Source organism: Neobacillus sp. D3-1R (genome assembly GCF_052180215.1).
Taxonomy (GTDB): Bacteria; Bacillota; Bacilli; order Bacillales; family Cytobacillaceae; genus Pseudoneobacillus.
Genome location: NZ_CP197471.1, coordinates 700,916 through 723,506, shown reverse-complemented (window position 1 = coordinate 723,506; position 22,591 = coordinate 700,916). Strand labels below are relative to the sequence as shown.

General features: G+C 38.0%; 22 protein-coding genes. 7 read left to right on the top strand and 15 right to left on the bottom strand.

Going from position 1 to position 22,591, the window contains the following annotated elements; translation table 11 throughout:
• The first annotated feature begins 72 nt into the window (after positions 1-72).
• Positions 73-996: a nuclease-related domain-containing protein gene (locus ACSBPO_RS03465; protein WP_442598691.1), complete on the top strand. Its 924-nt coding sequence runs from the start codon at positions 73-75 to the stop codon at positions 994-996.
• A 191-nt stretch (positions 997-1,187) separates the two neighbouring features.
• Here ACSBPO_RS03465 and istB read toward each other — a convergent pair whose 3' ends face one another.
• Together istB and istA are read right to left on the bottom strand one after the other, a co-directional pair.
• Entirely contained in the window at positions 1,188-1,946 is a 759-nt protein-coding gene (gene istB / locus ACSBPO_RS03460) for an IS21-like element helper ATPase IstB (protein WP_442594255.1), read from the bottom strand.
• A complete protein-coding gene (istA, locus tag ACSBPO_RS03455) occupies positions 1,946-3,229 on the bottom strand; it encodes an IS21 family transposase (RefSeq protein ID WP_442594257.1) in 1,284 nt (427 codons plus the stop codon). The genes istB and istA overlap by 1 nt, the downstream gene beginning before the upstream one ends.
• Positions 3,230-3,706: 477 nt before the next feature.
• On the opposite strand from istA, the gene ACSBPO_RS03450 reads away from it, so the two are divergent.
• Positions 3,707-3,961, top strand: coding sequence for a WYL domain-containing protein (locus ACSBPO_RS03450; protein WP_442598690.1), 255 nt, complete (start codon positions 3,707-3,709; stop codon positions 3,959-3,961).
• Between the two features lie 49 nt (positions 3,962-4,010).
• Here the strand turns inward: ACSBPO_RS03450 and ACSBPO_RS03445 are convergent, their stop codons facing one another.
• Positions 4,011-5,198, bottom strand: coding sequence for an aminotransferase-like domain-containing protein (locus ACSBPO_RS03445; RefSeq protein WP_442600302.1), 1,188 nt, complete (start codon positions 5,196-5,198; stop codon positions 4,011-4,013).
• 342 nt (positions 5,199-5,540) lie between these two features.
• Between ACSBPO_RS03445 and ACSBPO_RS03440 the strand changes: the two genes are divergently transcribed.
• Positions 5,541-6,377: an RMD1 family protein gene (locus ACSBPO_RS03440; RefSeq protein ID WP_442598689.1), complete on the top strand. Its 837-nt coding sequence runs from the start codon at positions 5,541-5,543 to the stop codon at positions 6,375-6,377.
• A gap of 50 nt (positions 6,378-6,427) precedes the next feature.
• Here the strand turns inward: ACSBPO_RS03440 and ACSBPO_RS03435 are convergent, their stop codons facing one another.
• From ACSBPO_RS03435 to ACSBPO_RS03415, 5 genes are all read right to left on the bottom strand, one after another.
• Positions 6,428-6,853, bottom strand: coding sequence for a PH domain-containing protein (locus tag ACSBPO_RS03435; RefSeq protein WP_442598688.1), 426 nt, complete (start codon positions 6,851-6,853; stop codon positions 6,428-6,430).
• 39 nt (positions 6,854-6,892) lie between these two features.
• Positions 6,893-7,414 carry a DinB family protein gene (locus ACSBPO_RS03430; RefSeq protein ID WP_442598687.1) on the bottom strand — a complete coding sequence of 174 codons (522 nt, stop codon included), beginning with the start codon at positions 7,412-7,414 and terminating at the stop codon, positions 6,893-6,895.
• Positions 7,415-7,473: 59 nt separating this feature from the next.
• Positions 7,474-7,914: an SRPBCC family protein gene (locus ACSBPO_RS03425; RefSeq protein ID WP_442598686.1), complete on the bottom strand. Its 441-nt coding sequence runs from the start codon at positions 7,912-7,914 to the stop codon at positions 7,474-7,476.
• 82 nt (positions 7,915-7,996) lie between these two features.
• The gene (locus ACSBPO_RS03420; RefSeq protein WP_442598685.1) at positions 7,997-9,196 is read right to left on the bottom strand and encodes an MFS transporter; all 1,200 of its coding nucleotides are present in this window, start codon (positions 9,194-9,196) and stop codon (positions 7,997-7,999) included.
• A 413-nt stretch (positions 9,197-9,609) separates the two neighbouring features.
• Positions 9,610-9,810 carry a hypothetical protein gene (locus ACSBPO_RS03415; RefSeq protein ID WP_442598684.1) on the bottom strand — a complete coding sequence of 67 codons (201 nt, stop codon included), beginning with the start codon at positions 9,808-9,810 and terminating at the stop codon, positions 9,610-9,612.
• A gap of 391 nt (positions 9,811-10,201) precedes the next feature.
• Between ACSBPO_RS03415 and ACSBPO_RS03410 the strand changes: the two genes are divergently transcribed.
• Positions 10,202-10,765 (top strand): TIGR00730 family Rossman fold protein, encoded by a 564-nt coding sequence (locus tag ACSBPO_RS03410; protein ID WP_442598683.1) that lies wholly within the window; start codon positions 10,202-10,204, stop codon positions 10,763-10,765.
• Between the two features lie 47 nt (positions 10,766-10,812).
• Here ACSBPO_RS03410 and sstT read toward each other — a convergent pair whose 3' ends face one another.
• The 4 genes from sstT to ACSBPO_RS03390 form a co-directional block, all read right to left on the bottom strand.
• Positions 10,813-12,051: a serine/threonine transporter SstT gene (gene sstT, locus ACSBPO_RS03405; protein ID WP_442598682.1), complete on the bottom strand. Its 1,239-nt coding sequence runs from the start codon at positions 12,049-12,051 to the stop codon at positions 10,813-10,815.
• Between the two features lie 299 nt (positions 12,052-12,350).
• The gene (locus tag ACSBPO_RS03400) at positions 12,351-14,702 is read right to left on the bottom strand and encodes a polyprenyl synthetase family protein (protein WP_442598681.1); all 2,352 of its coding nucleotides are present in this window, start codon (positions 14,700-14,702) and stop codon (positions 12,351-12,353) included.
• Between the two features lie 512 nt (positions 14,703-15,214).
• Positions 15,215-17,320: a transglycosylase domain-containing protein gene (locus ACSBPO_RS03395; protein WP_442598680.1), complete on the bottom strand. Its 2,106-nt coding sequence runs from the start codon at positions 17,318-17,320 to the stop codon at positions 15,215-15,217.
• Between the two features lie 47 nt (positions 17,321-17,367).
• Complete coding sequence (locus tag ACSBPO_RS03390; protein ID WP_442598679.1) at positions 17,368-17,568, bottom strand: hypothetical protein; 201 nt, start codon at positions 17,566-17,568, stop codon at positions 17,368-17,370.
• Positions 17,569-17,948: 380 nt separating this feature from the next.
• On the opposite strand from ACSBPO_RS03390, the gene ACSBPO_RS03385 reads away from it, so the two are divergent.
• Together ACSBPO_RS03385 and ACSBPO_RS03380 are read left to right on the top strand one after the other, a co-directional pair.
• Positions 17,949-18,212, top strand: coding sequence for a CD3324 family protein (locus ACSBPO_RS03385; RefSeq protein ID WP_442600301.1), 264 nt, complete (start codon positions 17,949-17,951; stop codon positions 18,210-18,212).
• A gap of 107 nt (positions 18,213-18,319) precedes the next feature.
• A complete protein-coding gene (locus ACSBPO_RS03380; protein WP_442598678.1) occupies positions 18,320-18,958 on the top strand; it encodes a FusB/FusC family EF-G-binding protein in 639 nt (212 codons plus the stop codon).
• A gap of 81 nt (positions 18,959-19,039) precedes the next feature.
• On the opposite strand, the gene ACSBPO_RS03375 is transcribed toward ACSBPO_RS03380, so the two are convergent.
• From ACSBPO_RS03375 to ACSBPO_RS03365, 3 genes are all read right to left on the bottom strand, one after another.
• Complete coding sequence (locus tag ACSBPO_RS03375) at positions 19,040-19,585, bottom strand: GNAT family N-acetyltransferase (protein WP_442598677.1); 546 nt, start codon at positions 19,583-19,585, stop codon at positions 19,040-19,042.
• 59 nt (positions 19,586-19,644) lie between these two features.
• Entirely contained in the window at positions 19,645-19,821 is a 177-nt protein-coding gene (locus tag ACSBPO_RS03370) for a hypothetical protein (RefSeq protein WP_442598676.1), read from the bottom strand.
• Positions 19,822-20,313: 492 nt separating this feature from the next.
• Positions 20,314-21,234, bottom strand: coding sequence for a winged helix-turn-helix domain-containing protein (locus ACSBPO_RS03365; protein ID WP_442598675.1), 921 nt, complete (start codon positions 21,232-21,234; stop codon positions 20,314-20,316).
• Positions 21,235-21,350: 116 nt separating this feature from the next.
• On the opposite strand from ACSBPO_RS03365, the gene ACSBPO_RS03360 reads away from it, so the two are divergent.
• A complete protein-coding gene (locus ACSBPO_RS03360) occupies positions 21,351-22,589 on the top strand; it encodes an MFS transporter (RefSeq protein WP_442598674.1) in 1,239 nt (412 codons plus the stop codon).
• Positions 22,590-22,591 lie beyond the last annotated feature (2 nt).

Sequence of the window (22,591 nt, the reverse complement as noted above, 5' to 3'; positions counted from 1 at the left end):
TTCACAAATAATACATTATGCGGCCTTGAGTTTTTTTATTAAAATTGAGTTTAGAAAGGAGTGAAGTAGATTATGGTTTTTAAAGAACGAACGGAATCAATACTCTTAAGAATTTTAAGGATTCTACACTACCGCGGTGATATGACACCAGAGGAAGAAAAGTATTATTGGAGCCTAGAAAAGGGCTATGAGGGTGAATGTCAGTTTGATCGTTTGACTGAAAAACTTCAGAATGAGAGCTACGTTTTGAATGACCTTTTACTAGAGTTTAATAATAAAGAATTTCAAATTGATACTACGATTATTCATCAAGGTACGATTTTCCTTTTTGAAATAAAAAATTTGGAAGGGGATTATAGTTATGCTCCAGATAACTTTCAAATGGTTTCTGGGAAAGAAATTAGCAATCCTTTAGATCAGCTAAAACGAAGTAAATCATTGTTCCACCAACTTCTCCAACATTTGAGAATTAACTTAGAGATTGAAGCCTACGTGGTCTTTATTAACCCCGAGTTTACTTTATATCAAGCCCCTATGAATATTCCTTTTATTTTTCCAACACAGATTACTCGCTTTTTGAAAAAGCTAGACATGAAGCCATCACATTTAAATAGTTCCCATCAAAGGCTAGCTGAAAAATTAGTTTCACTCCATAAAACAGAATCGGCCAATTCCAAACTACCATCCTACGACTATCAACAGCTTAAAAAAGGAATAACCTGCAAGACATGTTATTCATTCTCAGTGTACGTAGAGGGGAGGAATGTAGTTTGTAGCGATTGTGGTGGAGTAGAATTGATATCGGCAGCGGTTATGCGTTCTGTTGAGGAGTTGAGGCTTCTTTTCCCTGAGAGGAAAATTACCACCAATTTAGTACATGAGTGGTGTGGGGTGGTGGAGTCGAAGAAGAGGATTAGGAGGATACTTCATAAGAATTTTACAAGTTCAGGTGTTCGTCAATGGAGTTATTTTGAAATTAGAAAAGATCGTGAGTAACTGTTTTAAATTCCATCCGTTTTGTCCATCATGACTCTTATGATGGACACTTTTTATATTTTTCTATACCATTTTGTCCATCATGATTCTTATGATGGACATTTTCGTATTTCTCCTATACCGTTTTGTCCATCATGATATAAATGTCAACACAAATATGTACAATTTCGCTTGTATAAGGATGTACAAAATTACTCGTTTTCTTTAGCTAAATGATCTTTTAAACGATATGAATTGCCTACCATTGTCACCACAGTCGCATGGTGTAAAATTCGATCTAATATCGCATTAGCTAGCTTTGGCTCCTGGAAGACTTCATCCCATGCTTTAAAGTTTATATTCGTTGTAAATATCGTACTGCGCTTTTCATAACGCATATCAATAAGTTGAAAAAACATTTTCGCATCCTCTTGATCAATCGGTAAATATCCAATTTCGTCAATAATCAAAAGCTTATATTTTGCATAGTGTTTCAATCGATTTTCTAAGTGATTTTCCAACCTCGCTCTTTTCAGATTCTGTATCAAATCATGGCACTTGATAAAATACGTACTTGTTCTCTTCTTAGCTGCGTGAATCCCAATTGATGTGGCCAAGTGGGTTTTACCAACACCACTCGGTCCTAAAAAGACGATATTTTCATTTTTCTCAATAAATCGTAACGTTAAAAAATCGAAAATTTGCTGTTGATTGATGGACGGTTGAAAATCAAAGTCAAAATCCTTCACTTCTTTTAAATGTGGAAAAGCTCCAACCTTCACCATAGAATGAATCATATTTTGTTCACGCACATCAATTTCGTAATTTGTTAATTTAATAAGGGTGTCCACAAATGATAATTGGTTTTGTACGCTGAAATCTATAACTTGATTTAGATGCACCATCATTTGTTTGAGTTTTAAATACTCTAAATTATTTAGTAAATGTTGATAATTTGTACCGGGATTCATTATTTATACACCTTTCCAATCGCTGCTAGATTTTGTTTGGCTAATTCATCAATCTCAGGATAATACGGGGCTGAAACAAGTAGACTTTCTCTATAATGTTCTTCCTGATAATTGAGTTTTGCGTTACTGATTGAGTGTTGAGCGATGAGTTTCGTGTTATAATAAATCCATAGTTGTTCATCGTACACTTGTAAGCCTACTTTTTTTCCTCGGTATTCGGCTGGTACCGAATATTGATTGGATTTGTAGGAAATCATGTTAGACGCATTGACTTTTACTTGTGTATGTTTGATGCGATAGGAATCTCTTACTTTTTCAGTTGGTAGCTGGAGTAAGTGATTCCTTTCTTTTTTAAATTCAAAAACCGGTATTTTACCTGTTCCTTGATGCAACTCGTGATTAATTCGATTACATAAATCTTGTATAAACTGATGTAGCTCTTCTAAAGTTAATTGCCCTTGGTAAGCATGAATTTCATCTAATAACTTCATCGTTGATTCTACTTTTCCTTTGGTCCTTGGGCGGCCTGCAATACAAGGTTTTACTTTAAAACCAAAATCCTTCGCAAACTGCTCAAACTTTGAATTTACTTTCCCGCCAGAAAATTCTGTTCTTGCCTCGTCCATTACGGTTTTCATATTATCCGTTACAATTTCAGTGGGTACGCCTCCAAATGCTTCAAATGCCTCCGTTAAAAAAGAGAGCAGTACACTTTGAGACTTAGAGATACTTAAATAGAAAGCACGGAATCTAGAATACGATAGAAGTAACACCGCAACATTGACTTCTACTTTTTCCCCATCTTTTGTTTCAAACTGAATACTTTCCTTCCAATCTAGTTGAGCTTGTTTGCCTGGAGGTGTTTCAAAACGAACCGTCCCCGTAGGGGAAGAAATACGCTTCTCATCCTCAAAATAGGCTTTAAATTCTGGTGTTCGTGCAATATAGGCACGGAATGCAGAATCAGAACAATTTAAACCGTGGTTATCCTTAAGATATTGCCAAAGCACTCGCCGATAATAAAAAACCTGCTTTGAATCTTCGCTAAGAAGGGCTGCAATAACTTCATAGTATTCATCAATTTTAGAAGGCTTTTCTCGTTTGCGTTTCGGGACAAATCCCCCCAGATACTTATCAATCGTTCTTCGATCCACACCTAATTCTTCTGCTAATTTACTTTTATTAATTTTCATTTTTAAATGCTCCATTAGTTGTTTAAATTTTGGCAAGTCTGAAAGACTCTTAATCTCAAAATTAGTTTCAACATTTAGCGTTATATACATACTAATCCCCCCAAGATTAGTATGAAATGAGCAATCGATTTTGTACATTTTTATTCAAGCAAGAATGTACATATTTAAATTAGCATTTCTAATCATGACTCTTATGATGGACACTTTCGTATTTCTCCCATACCAATTTGTCCATCATGACTCTTATGATGGACACTTTCGTATTTCTCCCATACCGTTTTGTCCATCATGACTCTTATGATGGACACTTTCGTATTTCTCCCATACCGTTTTGTCCATCATGACTCTCATGATGGACACTTTCGTATTTCTCCTATACCGTTTTGTCCATCATGATTCTTATGATGGACACTTTCGTATTTCTCCTATACCGTTTTGTCCATCATGACTCTTCTAATGTACACTTTTTATCCCGCTTTATCCAGTATCCCCCCTTCCCCAAGGCAAAACTTACATGTATATTTCTAGAACAAACGTTCTATAATATATAGTAAAGGAGGGAGAGATATGCGCGGAATCTTGTTAAGAGCATCAGAAAGGCAGTTGCCAGTTGAAATGATTTATCTTTCAAAAAATGGGGCTATTTCTCAAAGAAAGATTAGAGTTGTTGATTTAAAAGAAGACAGAGTCAAGGCTTATTGCTTCTTAAGAAAAGGTTATCGTATATTCTGCCTCTCAAATATTTTGTCTGTTTCCCCTATTCAGGATAGAAATAAAGGTGCTTTTAAAAAAAGTGTCAGGGTCTCTGATAAGAGAACCTGATACTTTTAAAGTAGTACGTATCTAAAAGAAGCTTCAAGATTAGAAACCATCAATTTACGGAAACTAGCTGTCCCAATCTCCGAATCCCTTTTTCAATCTGCTCTTCATTCGCATAACTAAACGATAACCGCAGATACTCCGCACCGTCCTCAGGTTCCAGGAAAAAATACTTTCCTGGGATAAAGGAAACACCTTGTTCAAGAGCTTGTGTTAAGAGTTCCGACGTATCCACCCCGGGGATTTTTACCCAAACGAAGTAGCCCCCGTCAGGCACATACCAGGTAACGGAATCAGGAAGAAATTCCGCTAATGAACGGACCATCGCAGTACATTTTCTCCGATATATATCTCTTAAACTATCCAGCTGCTTTTCGAAGTCTAGATTTTCCAAATAGGCAGCCATACTAGATTGTGCGAATGGATGATCTAAGTCCTTTTTGAACCAAGATAGTGCATGAATAAACTCACTTGCCCCTGCTACCCAGCCGATGCGCATTCCTGGGGCGACCACCTTGGAGAGTGATCCGACGTGCAGAACTCGGCCGCTTGAATCCATTGCTTTTAGTGGCACTGATGGCTCTGAAAATGACAATTCCCCGTAAGCATCATCCTCAACGATGAGGAAATCAAATTCTGCGGCCAGCTGCAACAAATGCTTGCGGCGCTCTTTTGTCATTGTCGTGCCGGTTGGATTTTGAAAGGTTGGGATGGTGTATAAAAATCGGGGTATAGCAAGTCCATCACGCTTTCGTTCCACCAGCAATGCTTCTAATTGTTCCGTCAGCAATCCCCTCTCATCTACAGGCACACTGATAATCTGCTTGGTATAGTTTTGAAAAACTTCTAGGGCTTCCATATACGTGGGAGACTCGACAGCCACGACCGCGTCGCTATCTAGAAAGATGCGGGCAATTAGGTCGATTGCCTGACAGGCTCCTGAGGTAATGATAAGTTCCGTTTCGTTAATCATCATTCCTCGTTCTGACAATCTTTTTAAAATCAATTTCTTTAACCCTTCTATCCGTGGACTTCCGGTATAATGTAGCGGCAAATCCTTTTCTTCCTCAATTAAAGTTGCCACCGCCTTTTTCAACTCAGTTGCTGGAACCACTTCTGGGTCAGGATGGCCTGAACTTAAGCGAATACACCCAGCTGGAAGATTCGGCATCCATGCTCCAGGCGGGTCATTCTTTAGAGCTGAGCTAATTTTTTCAGAAAAAAATGATTCTAAATTCAATTTGCACACACCTTTTCTTCTGTTTCTTGAAATTCCCCTTAGATCTCCTAGTGTTTTAGTCATTGCCATCGTATTAGGTTTAATTGTAGCAAATCTACTTTTAAATGGGGCATCCAATTCTAAAAACATCCGTCCAAACAAATCAACGAATCTATAAAACAGTAGGTCTGCTCTTATGTGAGCAGGCTTATTTTTTTCCAATTATCTCCACAACCCATAAATAAGTATTAGGTTGAAAATCAAAAACATATTCTTTAGTAAGTATTGGGGTTGTTAACACCGTTTTTGGGATAGAATGACATAGTAAAAATATGGCCAATTTCGCTGGAAAGAGTGGAGAACATGAGGGAAATTACCTTTAAGGCTTATGCTGTCACGAACGAAATTGATTTAAACAAAATCGCCGTTCACTGTGGGATTCCAAAGAAATTCACTTGGGAACAACCCTTATTTTTAAGAGGAGATATGCTGAAATCCATCCTGAATAGTCATGTCAATGAATCGCAGAATGTCCTCGTCTTTTCCTTTGGGAGTGTGGTTTTTATTAATCACACACATGCCGGTGAAATCAATCGGTTTTTAGGCTTCATTCAATCCTTTGAACCGGAAATTGATTTAAAAAGTCTAGATAGGTATACCGACGATTACAGCTTGCATATTAGTGAGACGGATGAACTCGAGCTGACGGATGAATATGTCAATGTGCCTCAATTTGAAACGTTCTATCCTGAGCTGATTTCCACCGTATTAGCCAAATCAGTGGCATTGGAAAGAACGGAAGAACAATTAGGAAAAATTCATGATAAGCTTGAAACGATGATTGATCGTCTTGAAAAGGGGAAACTAAGAATTGGAAATAAGGAACTTGCACGGACAACGGCAAAAATTGTTCGTCATGAGTATAACACCCTCGCCTATATCATGATTTTAGATAAACCAGACATAACTTGGACCAGCAGTGATGCGAGTGAATTTTATGATAAGATGACGGAGTTTTTCGAGTTGAATGACAGATATAAAATTTTAAAAAGTAAAACGGATATTCTGTATAACATCATGGATGGGTTTTCGACCATCAGCCATTCGATTCGGGGTTTATTCGTCGAATGGATTGTCGTGATTCTTATTTTAATCGAGATTCTTTTAACTGTCTTTCAGATTATCGGTTGGATTCCGTGAGCTATGACCCAAAAGAAAACACCCAAAGCCATTTGGGTGTTTATTTTATGTTACATTTTAATATTCGCTCGTGGACACTTTTCAGCAAGAATCTTCATGAACTCCTCTCGATCCTTTGGGGAAATAAGGGCCATACCATATTGCCCGTAAGAGATTTCTAGTCTCTTTAATGATAAAGCTGGACTAGATAATGGGTTCATGGTTTTCTTTACAGACTTAATCGAGTGTAATGGAATAGTTTTTTTGAATGGACCATACCGAATGACTAAGTTTTGATCATCTAAAACATAATTGGTTGTTAACCAAATCCAGATAATAAAAATCGGGAGTACGATAGAGGACAGCAATAAAACCAGTAATGTCCCGATATTAGATAAATTTTCTTCGATTTCATAAAAAACGCTTCCGATGGCAAATAGCATGGCTCCCCAAACAATAATGGTTAACCACCAGTCTTTTTTCGAAGGGAATTTCAATGATTCCACCTCCAAGGTATAAGACATTAATCTAAACGGTTATTTCATCACACGAAGATTGGCTTTCCACGGCCCAACATCCTCTTTATAACGACCGGCCATCACTCTTGTGATTTGGGCGATATGACTGAGATCATGGGCGGGCCACGTAGCTAACAGATTTCCTAGTTTGACGGCTCCAAAATCGGGATGAACTCCTGTTTGTTCTAAATCCGTATCATGCCGGATGAGCATTTTAAGTTTTTCTATGTTTTTTTCACGGAGCTCTGAAAACTCCTGAAGTAGTTGGTCTATTGTCTTTTCTTTATTTAAAGCAATTTGGCTAAAACGGTCGAAGGGTTGGAAGGTTACAGCTTCACCTTTAGATAAAATCAATTCTATCCGAGGAACAATATTATACTTTTCAGATTCAATGAGATGTCCGACTACATCAAAAGGGCTCCAAGTGGACTCCCCTTCATTGGCATAAATCCATGTGTCCGACAAGCCTGAAAGTAAACTATGTAACGTTTTCGGCGTGCGTTCAAGAATTTCAATCGCTTCTTCGATTTTAAAATTCACTGCAAAAACCTCCCTTAGTGAGTTTTATATTACTACCTAATTTTACCATAAGTAGGTCATTAATGAATTAAGGAAGCTCTTAAAGTATGTGTTTCATTTTCTAAATAAGCTTTTAAACAGGTTAACATGTAAACCCAGCCGCCTTTTTGACCGACCATTTTATTCAATAATTGGGGATCTTCCTCTTTAAAACCTGACTCGGTTACTTCAATAGCAGTTGTTGAGGCATCCAATTCTGTTATAGAAATGGTTACAATCGTTTCGTCGCCATTTCCGCCCCAAGAGTACATGATTTTCTGATTCTCGACGACTTCTAAAACATGAATGACCACTTCTGCATTGTATTCTTCATATCTCCAAGTAATCGTCTTACCTTGCTCCACTCTATCAGTTCCTGATGAGAACCAATAGTTTGCCATTTTTTTAGGGTCCACAATGGCTTCAAACACTTCATTCTTAGACTTGAGAATTTTAAATTTCGTTGTAATTTGAGTATCCATTCTAAAACAACTCTCTTTCGATTTATTTTATGTAGTTACTGATAAAAAAGAGATGGTTTTCCCCATCTCTTCTGATTCCTACTTAGCTTCGTATCATTATTCTTTTTTTCAAATAAACAATTGATTGAACTAGGATTAAGATCAAGAGTATGATTCCTAGCATTTGAAAGCTAACGTGAATTGAAAACAATTTGGAATAGTATCCAAAAAGCAGACCAACAACGATACTGACCACATTATTGAAAAAGGATGAGACGGAACTAATAGTCACCCTCAATTCATCTGGAGATTCATCCAGGATGAATCCAGTATAGACAACTGTTAAGGCTTCTAATATTCCGATAGCAATCATCAGAAACAAAACGCCCCACCATTCCAAAACGGTTCCAAATAGGATAATGGATAAACCTGGAATTAGGAATATCAAAATATAGAAGAATGGCTTTTTAAGCATTTCTTTTATTTTTTCAGCAAAAAATCCCGAAAACGCTGAAATGACCGTGATACCTAAGCTAATTAAGCCAAAATATTTAACGCTGATTCCTTGATCGGGATAGACTAACATACTCATTTCATGAAGCTGGCTATATAAGACAGCCCCAATGATGGCGCTAACAAACAATACATTTTTTAATTGGGGATTTTTCCAGCTCAGTTCCAACCCCGTTTTTAAAAGGGGGAGCATGGAAGTCCATTCTACCTTTTTGGCAGCTGATATACCGATTTTTTGTTCATGCAGGTTTAGAATCAAGACAATGGCAATAGGGTACCCAAATAAGGATAGCCAATAGTTCATTTCATAGCCGAAACGGTCGGCAACAAAACCTCCGATAATCGCGGCGATTCCTGAAACAGTGTATTTTACAAACTTTAACCGTCCACTAATCTGTACATAGGAATTTTCTTTATTTTCTTCTTTTAACGTTTGATATAAAAAGGATTCCAAGGTTCCAGACCTTAATGAACCACCTAATGCAGCTGCAAAATACGCTAAACCAAACATGGGAAAACTATGCGAAAAGATACTTACAAAGAACTCAAAAAAGCAAATGGCTAATCCAAGAGCCAGCGTGTATTTCTTTTTCCAAATATCCGCTAGGACACCAGCTGGAATTTCAAAAACAATACTAAATACGGAATAAAGAATTAGGAGATACTGCATATCAAGAACGGTAAGTCCTCGTAATTCTGCAAACACTCGTTCAATCACGTACGCAAATATCAACGACTGAAAAATGGTAATCCCATAGATTAAGGTTAGATTAACTTTTAATTTGTTCATAATGATCCTCCTATCATTGACTGTGATTTTTAAAATTCATCAAGTCAATTGGAGGAGGTGGCCTCGGTAGAACGGATCAATATCAACTGCTGCCTTTATTAAAAAACATGTTGGTTTGCTCCTTTCCTAGGTTATTGTCTCCAATAAATTCCATACATTCATTTTATTATGAACGTTTGGATCGGAGCAATAGCATGTTAAAAAGTTTTAGGATTGTGGTTTGTTGGGAAGTTGATAAGTAGTGGATTGCAGTTGATAAATGCGGAATGCGGTTGATAAATTCTTGTTTCCGGTTGATAAATTTAAAAATTCGGTTGATAAACCGTATTTTGAATGATAAAAAGCCTAATACTAATTACAAAAGGTCTTATCATTCCCAAGTTGGAAGGATAAGACCTTTTATATATCAATATTCATTTCAGTTTTCCTTTTCTTTCATCTAATTTCTTTGTTTTTATTTGGCCATTCACACTTTCAATTTGTATTTTCCTTATACTCATGTCACCTTTCTCTATAAAACTATTCTTTTTTTTGATTGATACCTCACTTTCTATGGATTTACTCCCTACAGGATGTTTATACAGTTCCCTCGCTTTCTTTGCAGCTATTTTCACTTTTCTACCCTTTCTACGTACCTCCTTCTTGAAGAATGTTTATACGATCTTCTACCCTCCCTCTTCTATTTTTCAATTTACCACTTACTGTATGTAGTAAGTTCGCCTATCCTTTTATCATTGGAAACATCCCTTTCTTTATGGTAAGATGCTTGAAGTTGTGTGGCGTATTCTTATATTAAACACTTATCTGTATATTGTAAATATTCAGATTATTTTATTTTCAGCCAATTTATTATCATTTTCGTAGGAATTCTGCCTATTTCTCCAAAATGCGCACTATTTCGCAGTTTTTAATAATTATTTTCTAGTTGAATTTTATCTATCCCAACCTTCCGTTTTTTCAATAGCTCGTTATACTAGAATTAGTTACAGTATTGGAGGGAATGTCATGAAAAGTTTAGCGGTTTTCTGCGGTTCAAGTCCAGGTGCATCGGAAGCCTATACAACGGAAGCGATTCGGTTTGGAAAAGAGTTAGCGAAACGCCATATCACCTTGGTGTACGGAGGGTCCAGGGTTGGAATTATGGGGGCTGTTGCTGACGCTGTTTTAAACGAAGGCGGAAAAGTTATTGGGGTTATTCCTCAATTTTTAGAAGCGAAGGAAATTTCCCATAAGGGTCTAACGGAGCTACATACGGTGGAAACGATGCATGAACGAAAAGCAAAGATGGCAGAACTAGCCGACGGCTTTGTAGCCCTGCCAGGTGGAACGGGTACCCTAGAGGAATTCTTCGAAGTATTGACTTGGGCCCAAATTGGATTGCATCAGAAACCATGTGGGCTGCTCAATATTAATGACTACTACAGTCCCTTGAAAAATCTATTTGAGCATATGGTAGATCAGCTATTTATCCAGGAAAAATTCAGATCGATGGTGATCATGGAAAGCGAACCAACGGAATTGCTGGACAGGTTTCATCAATATATCCCGCCAGCAGTAAAGTCCTTTTAAAAAAATGCACAATAAAGCCCCCTTTGAACTCATTGGGGGCTTATTCTTTATGCTGTTTTGTTAAAATTAATTTTTTTGCCTTCTTTCAGATTCTTTCTATACTCAGCTGTTGCTGTGAAAACAACGTCCGTTGAGGAGTTAAGTGCTGTTTCAAAGGAATCTTGTAGAACACCGATGATAAAACCTACTCCGACCACCTGCATCGCGATATCATTTGGAATACCGAATAAGCTTGTTGCTAGAGGAATTAGTAATAACGAACCGCCTGCAACCCCTGAAGCACCGCAAGCACTAATGGCTGATACTAAGCTAAGAAGAATAGCTGTAGGTAGATCTACATGAATGCCTAATGTATGAACAGCCGCTAGTGTTAAAACGGAAATCGTTACCGCCGCACCAGCCATATTAATGGTCGCCCCTAACGGAATCGATACGGAATAAGAATCTTTATCTAAACCTAGATTTTCACATAATTTCATATTTACAGGAATGTTTGCTGCTGAGCTACGTGTAAAGAATGCGGTAATACCACTTTCCTTAACAGCTTTAAACACAAGCGGATATGGATTTTGGCGAATAGCGACAAACACAATAAGTGGATTGACAACAAAGGCTACAAATAGCATACAGCCAATCAAGACAACCAGTAGTTTTCCGTAGCTTAGTAATGATTCAACTCCATTTGTCGTAATCGAATCGATGACTAGACCCATAATTCCAAGTGGAGCAAACTTGATCACCCAAGTAACCATTTTAGAGATGGCATCTGAAAAATTAGAAATGACTGTTTTCGTTGTATCGGACGAATTTTTTAAAGCTAACCCAAGAAGTATCGCCCAAGCTAAGATACCAATATAATTTGCATTGAAGATGGCTTTTGCTGGGTTATCCACAACATTTAGAAGTAATGCTTTAAGAACCTCTACAACACCACCAGGAGCAGTTAGATCCTGAGCACCCTCTGTAAGAGTTAAGCTTACAGGGAAAATAAAACTAACAATAACGGCGATTAATCCAGCTAAAAAAGTCCCTAAAAGATACAAAAAGACAATTGACTTCATATTGGTTTGATGACCGCTTTTGTGTTTAGCGATGGCTGACATAACCAAGAAGAGTACCAAAACAGGTGCTATAGCTTTAAGAGCTCCGACAAATAAAGAACCAAAAATGACTAATGGTTTTGCTACTGTTGGTACGAATACAGCTAAGGCAATACCCATAATGAGACCAATAATGATTTGTTTGACCAAGCTGATTTGATTCCATTTTTTGAGCAAATTTTTCATAGAAGTTTTCTCCCCCACTTTTTCATATCTCATAAACGTTGTTTCCTTCACGATGATCCAAAGCTGATGACTTTAAATCTATTATGTTATATTATAGTGAAAATTCGGATATATTACAATAGTTTTATGAAAGGGCTTACATTTTCATAATCCCTTTAAATTCAACTGTTTTCACCATTTAAATACTTTTATTTTAAAAATAATAAAAATTTACCAAAATAGTATTTTCACTATTAAGAAACAAAGAACCGATTCTCATGCATCATTTTTTTGATGCACAAGAACCGGCCCCCTAACTCCTAACGTTCACGACTCACCATATAATTTAATAGATGCTTAAGAAAGCTGATATTGCGGGGGAGTTCTTGCAATGCTTCAACCGCAAGGCAATAATGATCCCACATTTCTTTTTTAGCTCCTTCTTTACCTAACACGGAAACAAACGTGGAATTATTGTTTTCAGCATCCTTCCCTGTTGGTTTTCCTAGTAAACTCAAATTCCCCTCTACATCTAAAAGGTCATCTTTAATCTGAAACGCAATCCCAGCGTGATGGGCAAATTTTTTCAAAACGTTCATCTCGGACTCTTTAGCTTGGGCAAGAATGGCTGGCATGATCAGAGAAGCTTCGAATGCCATTCCTGTTTTATAAAAGCACATCGTATTTAACTCTTCCAAGGTCAATTTTTTTCCTTTGGAATTGAGGTCCATCGCCTGCCCCATACACATCAAACCTGTCATTCTAGCAGAATATTGGATTAATTGGAGAACGGTTTTTGAATCAAACTGTTCAAGAGAGGTTTGTTCCTCAATAGCCTTTTGTGTCAGAAAAAGACCCGTTAATTCTGCTATGGCCATATTATAAACTTGATGCACGGTTTTGCGTCCTCTGCGGATGGATGCATTGTCCTGGGACGGCAAATCATCAAAGATTAAGGATGCCGTATGCATATATTCCAATGATTTTAAAAGCGGCAAAATCGCAGATTGATTTAATCCATATTCTTTAACACCCATAAACCAGGCCACGATTGGCCGTAACCGTTTGCCATCACCTTCGAGACTGTAGTTTCCCGCATCCGTAATTGGTTCATCTAACTCCGTTTTAGGAATACGAAGCGTACTATTTATTTCTGTTCGGACGGTTTCAATTGTATCTATAAATTCTTGTTGCTCTTTCCTATCATTTTTTAGATTCGTAATAATGTGGTCCCGTAACAGTTTATCAAAGAAATCCACATCATCGGCTTTACTGACCAGCTGTTGAACAAGTCGGTTAAAGGTCGGATTTCCAGAAGCAAACAACTGCATGACTTCATTATATTTTTCTTTTCCTATTCGTTCTTTAAAGCGCTTAAGACCGTTGATGGCTCGGTCTAAAATCACTTCACATGTCGTAGGGTCAGAGTGATAAACGTTGTGAATCAAGTTGGAGATAACCGTCCAATATAATTCAAAGGGATTAATTAAATCCTTGCGCGTGCGGTGATATTTCAGATAGTAGGTATAAGGCGTGACAGCACCTTCCTCTAAATCATCAAACATATCCGCAAAATCATCAGCCAGCTGGTTGTAGATGCCGTAGAAGAAGGTTCGATTGTCAAAGCCTTCATCCTCATTGGCACTTAAGACAGAACGTACGATTAATCGTGAGGACGATGATTTTAAAATAATCGGTATGTAAAGCTCTTCATTCGTGTAATGATGATTCGATAAATCCTTTGTGCGGTCCACTTCCTGCGAATGAAAAAATATATAAGACTGATCGAAAAATATGGGAAGCGTCTCAGGTCTTTGATGGGATTTAATATATTGATAGGCTTCGCGAAGTTCAGAATGAATATAGCTGATTAAATTCTTGTTAGGGCCGGTCCAATCGCCTAATCGCGGTACAGATCCTGTTGTAAGCGTAGTACGAATTAAATCTGAATATCTTTCCTTCTCGCTTGCAGATAAGACGTTTGCATCAAGAAGATCGTCTATAAAGGGATAGGTTAGGCCATAGGAATACCCTAGTCTAATCGCCTCATCCAGTTTTTGAGAGCGTTGTTTAGGTGAAATCCCCTCATCCATTTCATCCATCACATGCATAAGGACTCCAGCGATGATTTTAATGAGCTTTCGCTGAGCATGCTCCGCGTCCATCCCTTCTGGAATATGGGTGGATACGGTTCTTAGTTTGTTTATCAACCAAATGATGGTCGACTCGATCCCTTCCCTCTGGGCCCAGCGATACATCCAGGCCAGGTTGAATTCTTCTTCTTTGTTTTTGGAAGTCAGGTGATTCTTTAAATGGTCCACCATACGGCGAACTTTTTTCCGAGTCTCAGGTTCATCTAAAGCTTTTCCCAAGTCGCGCATAAAAAGATAGGAGATGCTTCGGTTGAGGTAACCGTCCAATTTACCTGTATAATCTAACCATTGGATATAATGATGATATCCCTTTGAGAGAGGTTGTGATTTTCCTTTTAAAAAAATAGATAATAGCGGATGGCGAATATGGTTGTGTTTCCAAGATTGAAAATCTTTGGTTAAGGTAGATATATAGACCTTTTTTTGGACCTGATTGTATAGTGTTTGAAAATATTCTGCAGCCCTTTGCTCTGCCAACTGATAGCATGCATCAGCGTTTTTAATGGATTCAGGATTCATACTATCATCCTCTGCTCAAAATTCTTCGTTTATGCTTATGTTACCAATTCCTTTATATGAAATCCAACCAGTACATGAAAGTTTTATTTATGTTTATCTATTAATATATGTCCAACCTGTACTTATCAAAACATTTTCTATTAATCTTTTTTTATTTCCTTTAAGGTTTGGATTTTTAAACCATGGACTGGAGTGCTATTGGACAGCTTATAACTTTGGGTGGCTCGGTTTGTCCATTAGAGCTCTTCTAATGGACAAGTTCTACCTCCGGACCACTTGTTTTGTCCATTAGACACCTTCTATTGGACATTTGCTTTATGATTTGGAGCAGCTTTGTCCATTAGACACCTTCTATTGGACATTTGCTTTATGATTTGGAGCAGCTTTGTCCATTAGAAAGCTTCCACCTTTTGATCGCTAGTTTGTCCATTAGAGAGCATCACCATTCCCCCCAAAAAATAAGGCACCGTTTGCGGATAAAAACATCCACGAACGGTGCCTTGTTTGCACTTTTAATGCTTCTTCTTCTTTCCTTTTTTAGGTCCCTTCTCTTTCCACTTTCCTTTTCCCTTCCCATGTGACTGTTTGATCACTGGTTTTGGTTTTGGCGGAGTATCCGGTGATCCTTTAATATACAGGTCCACTCCCACTCGGTACACATCGCTTGGCTGCTTGAAACTTGCTTTTTCCGTTCCGAATGCCTGCATCATTTGTTTAAACATGAGCTGAGCGATTTTGGTGGTGTCTCCCTCCATATAGTTTCCAGGTCCATTCTCTGAATATCCCGTCCAAACGGACATGGTGTATTGCGGAGTATAACCGATCATCCAGCTATCATTGGTTACTTTTTCGGGATAGCCATATTTGGCGCGGGTTTTTCCATCAAAATTGGTGGTACCCGTTTTTCCGGCAATATCTAGACCTGAGACATTGGCCGTTTTTCCCGTCCCTGCGTCAAGGACATTCCGTAACATGTCGGTAATCATGTAAGCTGTATGCTCCTGCATGACCCGTTTTGGCTTCGGTATAAAGCTAACTTCCTTATTATTTGGAAAAACCACTTTTTGAACAAAATGCGGTTGATTATATACACCATTGTTTCCAAATGCACTGTACGCTCCAGCCATCTCAATCGGATTTACCGTGTTACTCCCAATCGAATACGATTCATAGATTTGATTATTTTTAAAATGGATGCCTAACTGTTGGGCAAAGTTTTGCGCCTTATCCATCCCGACTTCCCTAAGGGTCAAAAGGGCGGGAATGTTATAAGACCATTGAAGCGCTGTACGTATCGATAACATCCCATGGTACCTTTGGTCCCAGTTGGAAATCGATTGGCCAGTGGAATAGGTAGTCGGTTTGTCGTTCAACTGGTGATGGGTAGACCATTTTAAATATTCTATTGCAGGTCCATAGTCCAAAATCGGTTTGAAAGTGGACCCAGGCTGACGTTTTAAATTAACCGCGAAATTGTATCCACGGAATGAGGCTTGATAATCATTTCGGCCACTTCCGATTGCCCGTATTTCACCCGTTTTGGTATCTAAAAAGACAAAAGCACCCTGGAAACGTTCGTTAGGATAGTTGATTAATTGATTCGTCTGAAGCATCTTATCCGCATATTCCTGTGTTTTCGGATCAATCGTCGTGTAAATCGATAACCCATCCGTACTGATATCTACATTCTTCAGTTTTCCTTCGACCTCTTTTACAGCGGCGTCAAGAAACGCTTCATAAGGCATCCCCAGTTTACTTTTAGCAACTATTCCTTTGGTAACCGGAACCTGCATGGCCTCCTGCATTTGTTTCTCGCTAATATATCCTCTTTTTTGCATGAAGGACAAAACAAGATTACGCCTTTTCGTAGCAGATTTGACATTTTCCGGATTGGTAGGATCATAGTTATTTGGACTTTGCGGTAAGCCCGCAATCAATGCAGCCTCTGGCAAAGTTAATTGATCTAAATGCTCGACATCCAGTCCGTAATAATTCTTGGCAGCAGCTGCTATACCATAAGAACGGTTACCAAGATAGATTTTGTTCAAATACATCATCAAAATCTCTTGCTTCGAATACTTTTGCTCTAATTTATAGGCAAGGTACCATTCCTGCACCTTCCTTTTTAAGGTTTTCTTTGGTGTTAAAAAAGAGTTTTTGATGACCTGCTGGGTAATCGTACTTCCTCCCTGTGATCCAAAGTCCCCCGTCACATTCACAAAAATAGCCTTAGCAGTTCGTTTCATATCAATTCCATGATGCTCATAAAAATGAGAATCCTCTGTGGCAATAAAGGCATTTTCCAAATTTTTAGGAACCTGCTCATAACTGATTTTGGTTCGTTTTTCCTTCCCATATTCATAGAGGAAATTTCCGTCTTTATCATAAAACTTAGTAGAAAGTGGATCTACTAGATTGGAAGCATTCAGCGGTGGGGCATCCTTAATCATATTGGCAAATGTAAGGGCTCCGGCCACCATTAACATGAGCCCAAGCACCAAACAGGCAAGTAAAAGCTTTCGAATAAGAGAACCTTTCTTAGGTCCTCTTTTACTTCTCTGCTTCTTTTCTCTTTCCGCTTGCTTTCGTTCCTCACGATAACGATATGGTTCTGACATAAATGTTCTCTCCTATGTTGAAGATACATGATGCAAAAGTAAGTTTTTTATAATACACGTACGTAACGAATCGAAGAAGTATTAATCCAGTAATCTCCTTGTTCACTTTTAGCGATAAAGGAATTTTGATCAAGAATTTTTGCTAATACCTCTTGGATCACTTCTTGTTTATTCACATCTTTCTCTTTTACAAAACGCTCTTGTTTTATTTCATTTTCTAATGTGTAACTCACAACATATTCCTTCAAATGAACCCACCCCTTGAGTACGATAAAAGAATTTTAAAAAATAATATGCAAAAATACCTATTCGAAACGTCACTCCTTTTTATGGGGGTAGAGAATTGGGAAGGTTCTTGTGATCCATTTTTTAGAGCACTAAAATCGCCCCTTGCCTCAATCTGAACGGTTATTTTATAATGATGGGGAACGAAAATTTTCGAAAAATAAAGGGGGCTATCAAATGGCATATCAATTCCTATTGCCTAAGTCTTCATTCACTCATGCAAAGCCTGTTATTGGAAAGGCGATCCTTTGCATGGGGTTTAATCTTGATTCATTGAATCGCCAATTTTGATAATCGGCTTTGCACCTTATTTGCTAAAAAAATAAATAAGGGGCTGGCAATGATGAAATACTTGAAAGCGAATGCCGTTTTACCAGAAGAATTAATTATGGAAATACAAAAATATGTCCAGGGAGAAACCATCTATATCCCCAAATCTGACCCCACTCGTAAATGGGGAGCCAAATCCGGGAGCAGACGGTTTTTTGAAAATCGAAATTCCTCTATTAGGACTGCCTTTAAACAAGGAAGAACGATTGCATACTTAGCTGACGAATACTTCCTTTCCACTGAAACGATTAAAAAAATTGTTTATGCAAAGCACTGATTCTTTCAGTGCTTTTTTATGTCGAGTTTGATTAGAATGAATTTCGACCTTTTCCGATGCCAAATGAACGTTTATAGTAATAGAGTACGAAGGGTGGGATGGTCATCATGGAACCATTTTTAAGAGTAGATCAGTATCAATTTATTAAAAACCAAACGAAACATCTCATAAATGGATATGCAAGCGTGAACGACAAGAAGGTGCTGAACGCACTAAAATCAACAGTATATGATAAGGTACTGAATCTCTTTCATTCTATAAACGAGGATCAAAAACTGCTGGTAGACCGGATTATCGAGGTGGAGGATCATGCAAAAGCAGAAGAATATTTATCTGCCTTAAAACCTTATGTCATTCCTTTTCAGATGGTGACAGAGCAGACTTTAAAAAAGCTTTTTCCGAAAGCAAAGAAGCTTAAGCTGCCTTCACTAGATGAGATAGACCTAAAAGAAGTAACCTACCTCGGCTGGAATGATAAAGGTACAAACAAAAAGTACATCATTGCCTTGCAGCCAAAAGGGTTCGTCGGCCTTGAAGGCTCCTTTACCCCAGCAAGTAAAAAAGGGATATGCACCCTTTGCAGTCGACATGCTCAAGTTGGTCTGTTTATGTCCGAAACAAAAGGCGCTGTCCAAGGCACCTATACAAGAAGAGGCAACTACATTTGCCAGGATAGTATAAAATGCAATGAAAACCTCACGTCTGTCGAGAAGCTGGATGAGTTTATCGAGCTTCTGAAAGGATAAGAGAAGGGGACAGCTGTCCTGCTTGAAAGCAAAGGGGCGGTTCTTATGCTTCATTTGAAGCACGAGAACCGCCCCCTTGTTTCATTTTTTCAATAACGCTGCTACTGCCGAATCCACGAATTTCCCTTTTTCAAAGTATCGTTGATATAAAATCCCTTCATCTTTAAATCCTAGTTTAGCTAGAACCTTGCGAGAGGCTTCATTTTCAGGATTATAAATGGCCTCAATACGGTTGAGTCCCATTTTTTCAAAACCAAAGGGAAGAATAGTTTGTAGAACCTCGGTCATAACACCCTTTCTCCAATGTTCGGGCGTTATCTCATAACCAATTTCCGCCTTAAAATGCTCCGGCTCCAATTTATGATAGCCACAGGAGCCGATTAACTGATTGGTTTCTTTAAGGGCAATCCCCCAACGAATCGCCTTCTGTTCTTGAAATCTTTGTTCAAACCGCTGGATTAAATCCTCAGCTTGTTCAATGGAAGTAAATGTATCAAGATTATAGTATTTTGTCACTTCATCCTTTGAAAAATAGTGAAATAGATCGTCCGCATCCGATAATTCAATTTTTCGCAGATAAAAACGCTCTGTTTCAAGTACGGGAAAGCTTTCAAAAATCGTGTTCATATTATTACTCCTCTGTGATGTGTTACTTATAAATACGACATTTTGAAAAATTCCCCTGTTTATGGGGCAATTTTTCGCCGAACAACTGAAATTTCAATATTTAATGAAGGGTGTAAATAATATTCTATTAAACCCATCTGTAATTTTTTGCTTTTAAAAAATACCAAAAGACAATGATGGACAATTCTACTTTCCTTCTTACTCAAAATGTCCATCATTAACTCGATGATGGACAAAACGATTCTCCTTCTTACTCTAAATGTCCATCATCAACTCGGTGATGGACAAAACGATTCTCCTTTTTACTCTAAATGTCCATCATTAACTCAGTGATGGACAAAACGATTCTCCTTTTTACTCTAAATGTCCATCATTAATTCGGTGATGGACAAAACGATTCTCCTTTTTACTCTAAATGTCCATCATCAACTCGGTGATGGACAAAACGATTCTCCTTCTTACTCTAAATGTCCATCATTAACTCAGTGATGGACAAAACGATTCTCCTTTTTACTCTAAATGTCCATCATTAATTCGGTGATGGACAAAACGATTCTCCTTTTTACTCTAAATGTCCATCATCTACTCGGTGATGGACAAAACGTTTCTTCTTTTTACTCAAATGTCCATCATCTACTCGGTGATGGACAAAACTCACCTTGAACAACAATCGAAAATAGTCAACCAGGCCCGAAACGGTTTAGGTATGGGGCGATTATTAGCACCTTTTAAAACTTTACTCTATTTTCAAAAACATAGCTTTCAATGTCCTCTTTAAGTGCGGAAAATCCTAGTGGACGAGTTTCGTACTTGTCCGGTTCTTTAAATTTATAGTTGGTTATCCGAACTAGTCCGGCTGTTCGCAACAAAGTTAAATGATAGTGAAGATTACTTTTGGAAAGCTTCATCTCTTTACCAATCTCCGTAAAGGTTTTCGGCTCCGAGGTTGATAGATATTGTAATATTCGTAATCGTTTCGCGTCCGCTAGTGCTTTCGTTTTTCGCATAAAACTAATAGATGGAATGGTAGCACTCTCGCTTGGAGGATCAACGGCAATATGGACAAATAAGGTATGTTTCAGATCATGGAATTGATTGAGAGGTGCCACATGATAAGCGGGCACTAATATGACATGATGCAAATCCTCCATCGGATATACGCGAATACCATTTGTGCATCTTTCAACGAAATCGATTGGATCCATGGTTTTTGCCTCTTCTTTTAAAATAGGTACCCGATCGGCTAACATCTTAATGATCTCATCATCCATTGAGTAAGCTTCATTCCAACTAGTTAGTATTTCCGTATAGAACTCACGAAAAGCTACGAGATCCTTCGGGTGCTCTTCCCCAAAATAAGGGTATAGCATTTCATACATTTCTCCCACGGAAGATTGATGAAACCACTCTAAAAACTCCGATAAAGAATTCTTATTCGGACACTTCCACATCAAGATCATGACATAACCTAAATATTCCAGCTGTTCCTCATTCTGAATCTTTTCCTTAAAAGAGGAGCTTACTTTTGATTCCATCGTTTCAAACCACTGTCTATCTAGATCATAATTAGATTTTTTATGAGTAAAAACCATCATACTCAAGGCTAATTCGTAGAGAGGATGAAAATCGATTTCTGTTTGATAGGTCATAACGGTTACAATCCCCTTTATTTGGAAAAAAATAATTGACTTATTCTGAATATAAAATATAATAGAACTAATTTCAAGTTCAAAAATTTTTGAACCCTAACAAAAGGAGGGTTGATATGCTTGACTTATTAAAAAATCGTTCCTTTTTTATCGTTTGGCTAGGTCATGCTATATCGAGCTTAGGGAACACATTTTCAGCCTTTTCCATTGCATTTCTTGTCTATGATATGACTGGTTCTAAGTTGGCGATGGGCAGTATTATGGTTGTCTTTTTTGTATCCAGGTCAACAAGCTTATTATGGTTTGGTCCCTATTTAGATAAATGGGACCGAAAAAAAGTGATGATTTTTTCGGAATGGTCAGGGGCCATTGTATTCCTATTCCCTTTACTTATGTATTCCTTAGGGAAGCTTGAAATATGGCATCTGGTGGTCGTGTTAGGGATTACGGGATTAACCGTCCCCTTGTACCAACCATCTTGTTTGGCCTATATCTCGCAACTTTTGCCAAAAGAAAGACTTTTAAAAGGAAACTCTATCATGGATAGCACAGGTCAACTGATGATGCTAGTAGGACCTGCCTTAAGCGGAGTACTGCTCTATTCGTTTGGGGTAAAAGTGATTTTGATAAGTTTAGTCTGTTTATTGAGTATGGCAGGAACTCTACTACTATTTGCTACATCTTCCTCCCATTCTCAAAAAAGGGAGCAAGAAAGCTGGGCAACCCGATTTAAAGAGGGCACTTCCATCTACAAAGAGCATACGTTTTTATTATGGTTAGCCTTATTGCTAGTGATTCTTAATTTTTGTAAAGGTGCCTTCTTTCCGATGTTCCTGCCCTATATCACAGAAGTTATTGGCGGTTCAACCTTTCAATTCGGACTTTTTGAATCATCGTTAGGGCTAGGCATGATTTTAGGAACATTATGGGTTGGTTTTAAAAAAACCAATCCTAAACATCTACGCACAGTTATACTTGGTTCTGTCATCGTGGACGGATTATTTTCAATGACACTCGGTTGGGTACCCTCCTTCACTCTTGCGGCTCTATGCATCATTGTTTCTGGATTTTGTATGCCAGTGATGACCGTGAACAACACCACTCTTTATCAAAAAAATGTTCCAGGACATTTACTAGCAAGAGTGTTCAGCGTTCGAATTCTCCTGACTACCATCGCGACTCCTCTAGGAGCGGTAAGCGGTGGGGCAATAGCAGAATGGTGGGGAATTCCGGTGCTTTTTACGTTGATTGGAATATTGATGATTTTTACTTCATCCATGGCCTTCTTCCTGCCAAGTCTTCGAAAAATCAATTCATTAGATGAAAAAGAACTATTACACTATAAAACCATTTAAAG